2 protein-coding genes and 1 pseudogene are annotated in these 3,101 nt (G+C 60.9%); 2 read left to right on the plus strand and 1 reads right to left on the minus strand.

Annotated elements, in window-relative coordinates; all coding sequences use genetic code 11:
* Window positions 1-176: pseudogene (locus HMPREF9538_RS32730) on the plus strand (hypothetical protein); the annotation flags it as partial.
* A gap of 85 nt (window positions 177-261) precedes the next feature.
* Entirely contained in the window at window positions 262-1,392 is a 1,131-nt protein-coding gene (gene rlmG / locus HMPREF9538_RS23930; protein WP_009309651.1) for a 23S rRNA (guanine(1835)-N(2))-methyltransferase RlmG, read from the plus strand.
* A 108-nt stretch (window positions 1,393-1,500) separates the two neighbouring features.
* Here rlmG and HMPREF9538_RS23925 read toward each other — a convergent pair.
* Window positions 1,501-3,101 (minus strand): FAD-dependent oxidoreductase (locus HMPREF9538_RS23925; protein ID WP_009484037.1); only part of this gene is annotated, 1,601 nt, incomplete at its 5' end.

Raw genomic sequence — 3,101 nt, forward strand, 5'->3', positions numbered from 1 at the left:
GGCGGGACGGCGGCGCGCAGACGATGTGGTTTATTCTCGAAAGCCTGCCGGCGATGCCGTTGTCGGCCCTGCATGAGGCGGGAGAGCGGCTGGTAGGTTATCTGCAGCAGCTGATGCCCGGCGCCCGCGCGTCGATAACGCTGCTGCGAGCCGATGACGAGGGCGATCTACGCTGAGCGGCGATGATCAGCGATCTCTCTTCAACTGGACAGGATTTGCGTATAAACTCGCGGGTTTTACTATTCCGGAGGCGGAGAGGCGATGAGCCAGGCAGAGTTAAACGGTGAGTTATTCACATTAGAGCGGTTCCCACCTAACGCTGAAGAAGAAGCGCTTCAGGCATGGGAAGCGGCGGATGAATATCTGCTGCAACAGGTGAATGACGTCGACGGCCTGACGCTCATCTTCAACGACGGCTTCGGCGCGCTCGCCTGCGCGCTGGCGGATCGCAACCCGGTCAGCATCAACGACTCCTTTATTTCCGAGCTGGCGACCCGCCACAACCTGCGGATGAACGGTATCGATGAAGAGAGCGTGCGCTTTCAGGATAGCCTGAGCCCGCTACCGGCCGCGCCGGCGCTGGTGCTGATTAAGGTGCCAAAACAGCTGGCGCTGCTGGAACAGCAGCTGCGCGCCCTGCGCGAAGTAGTCACGCCGGAAACCCGCATCATCGCCGCGGCGAAAGCCCGTGATGTGCACAACTCGACGCTGGCGCTGTTTGAAAAAATCCTCGGCACCACCACCACCTCGCTGGCGTGGAAAAAAGCGCGTTTGATCCACTGCGTTTTCACCGCTCCTGAGCTTGCCGATGCGCCGCAAACCTACAGCTGGAAGCTGGACGGCACGCCGTGGACCATCCATAACCACGCCAACGTTTTTGCCCGCAGCGGGCTGGATATCGGCGCGCGTTTCTTCTTGCAGCATTTACCGTCTGATCTAGAAGGCGAGATCGCCGATCTCGGCTGCGGCAATGGGGTGATTGGCCTGCAGGCGCTGGCGCAGAACCCGAACGCGCGGGTCATGTTTACCGATGAGTCGCACATGGCGGTGGCTTCCAGCCGGTTGAACGTCGAGCGCAATCTGCCGGACGATATCGCACGCTGTGAATTCATGGTCAACAACTCGCTCTCCGGCATTGAGCCTGACCGCTTTACGGCGATTCTGTGTAATCCGCCGTTCCATCAGCAACACGCTATTACCGACCATATCGCCTGGCAGATGTTTAACGATGCCCGCCGCAGCCTGAAATACGGCGGCGAGCTGTACGTCGTCGGCAACCGCCACCTCGATTACTTCCGTAAGCTGAAGCGCGCGTTTGGTAATTGCACGACGATTGCGACGAACAATAAGTTTGTCATTTTGAAAGCAACCAAGGTGCGTAAGCAGCGCTGATTCTTGTCGCGGTTTCCCCCTGCTCGCGGCTGTCGCCTTAGCCGGGCTAGCGTGCGGGATTATCGTGGTAGCCCGGGGAAGGCGCATCGCGCCGCCCCCGGGACAGGGCTAAATCGCCAGCGCCAGTTTAGTGCCCTGGGCAATCGCCCGACGCGCATCCAGCTCCGCCGCCACGTCGCAACCGCCGATGAGATGCACCGTTTTCCCCGCCGCGCGCAGCGGATCCGCCAGCTCGCGGCGCGGTTCCTGACCGGCGCAGATCACCACCTGATCGACCGCCAGCAGTTGGCGCTCGCCGCCGATAGTGACATGTAACCCTTCATCATCGATCTTTTCATAGCTGACCGCCGGGATCATTTTCACCCCGCGCGCCAGCAGCGTCGCGCGGTGGATCCAGCCGGTGGTTTTGCCGAGCCCTTCGCCCGGTTTGCTGGCTTTGCGCTGCAGCATCACAATCTGTCGCGGGCTTTTACTCAGTTGCGGGCCTTCAGCACTCAGCCCTCCCGCCGTTTGCAGGCTGGTATCGATACCCCATTCGCGGCAGAACTCGCCGATATCCTGGCTGGTGGCCGCGCCCGACTGGCTTAAAAACATCGCGGTGTCGAAGCCGATGCCGCCGCAGCCGATAATCGCCACCTTCGCGCCAACCGGCGCTTTATCGCGCAAGACATCAAGGTAGCTCAGCACTTTTGGATGATCGATCCCATCGATCGTCGGCAGGCGCGGGGCGATACCGGTGGCGAGGATCGTCTCATCGAACGCCAGCAGATCGTCTGTCGTGACGCGGGTGTTCAGGCGTAGATCGACACCATGAAGATCGAGCATGGTGCGGTAGTAACGCAGCGTCTCGTGAAACTCCTCTTTGCCGGGGATCTGTTTGGCGATATTAAACTGACCGCCGATCTCCGGGAGCGCATCAAACAACGTGACGTGATGACCGCGGGCGGCAGCGTTTACGGCGAAGGCCAGACCGGCAGGCCCGGCGCCGACCACCGCCAGCCGTTTAGGCGCGTTGGCCGGCAGGACCGGCATCAGGGTTTCATGACACGCGCGTGGATTGACCAGACAGGAGGTGACTTTGCCGACGAAGATCCGATCGAGACACGCCTGATTGCAGCCGATGCAGGTGTTGATCTGATCGGCGCGATCGTCCTGCGCTTTTGATATAAATTCGGCGTCGGCAAGGAACGGGCGGGCCATCGATACCATATCGGCATCGCCGCGGGCGAGAATATCCTCCGCGACCTGCGGATCGTTAATGCGGTTGGTGGTGATCAACGGGATCGACACCGCGCCCTTCAGCTTGCGAGTGACCCAGCTGAAAGCTCCGCGCGGTACCGGCGTGGCGATGGTCGGAATGCGCGCTTCGTGCCAGCCAATCCCGGTGTTGATGATGGTCGCTCCCGCCGCTTCAATCGCTTTGGCCAGTTCGGTGACTTCCGCCAGCGTGCTGCCGTCGTTGACCAGATCGAGCATCGACAGACGGTAAATGATAATGAAATCGTGGCCGGCGCGCTGGCGCACCGCCTTAACCACCTCTACGGCGAAACGCATGCGCCTGGCATAATCGCCGCCCCATTGGTCGTCGCGCTGGTTAGTGCGCGCGGCGAGAAATTCGTTAATCAGATAGCCCTCAGAGCCCATCACCTCGACGCCGTCATATCCCGCTTCACGCGCCAGTTGGGCGCAGTGGGCAAAATCATCGATCA

The organism is Klebsiella sp. MS 92-3 (assembly GCF_000195655.1).
In the GTDB taxonomy this organism is placed as follows: domain Bacteria; phylum Pseudomonadota; class Gammaproteobacteria; order Enterobacterales; family Enterobacteriaceae; genus Klebsiella; species Klebsiella pneumoniae.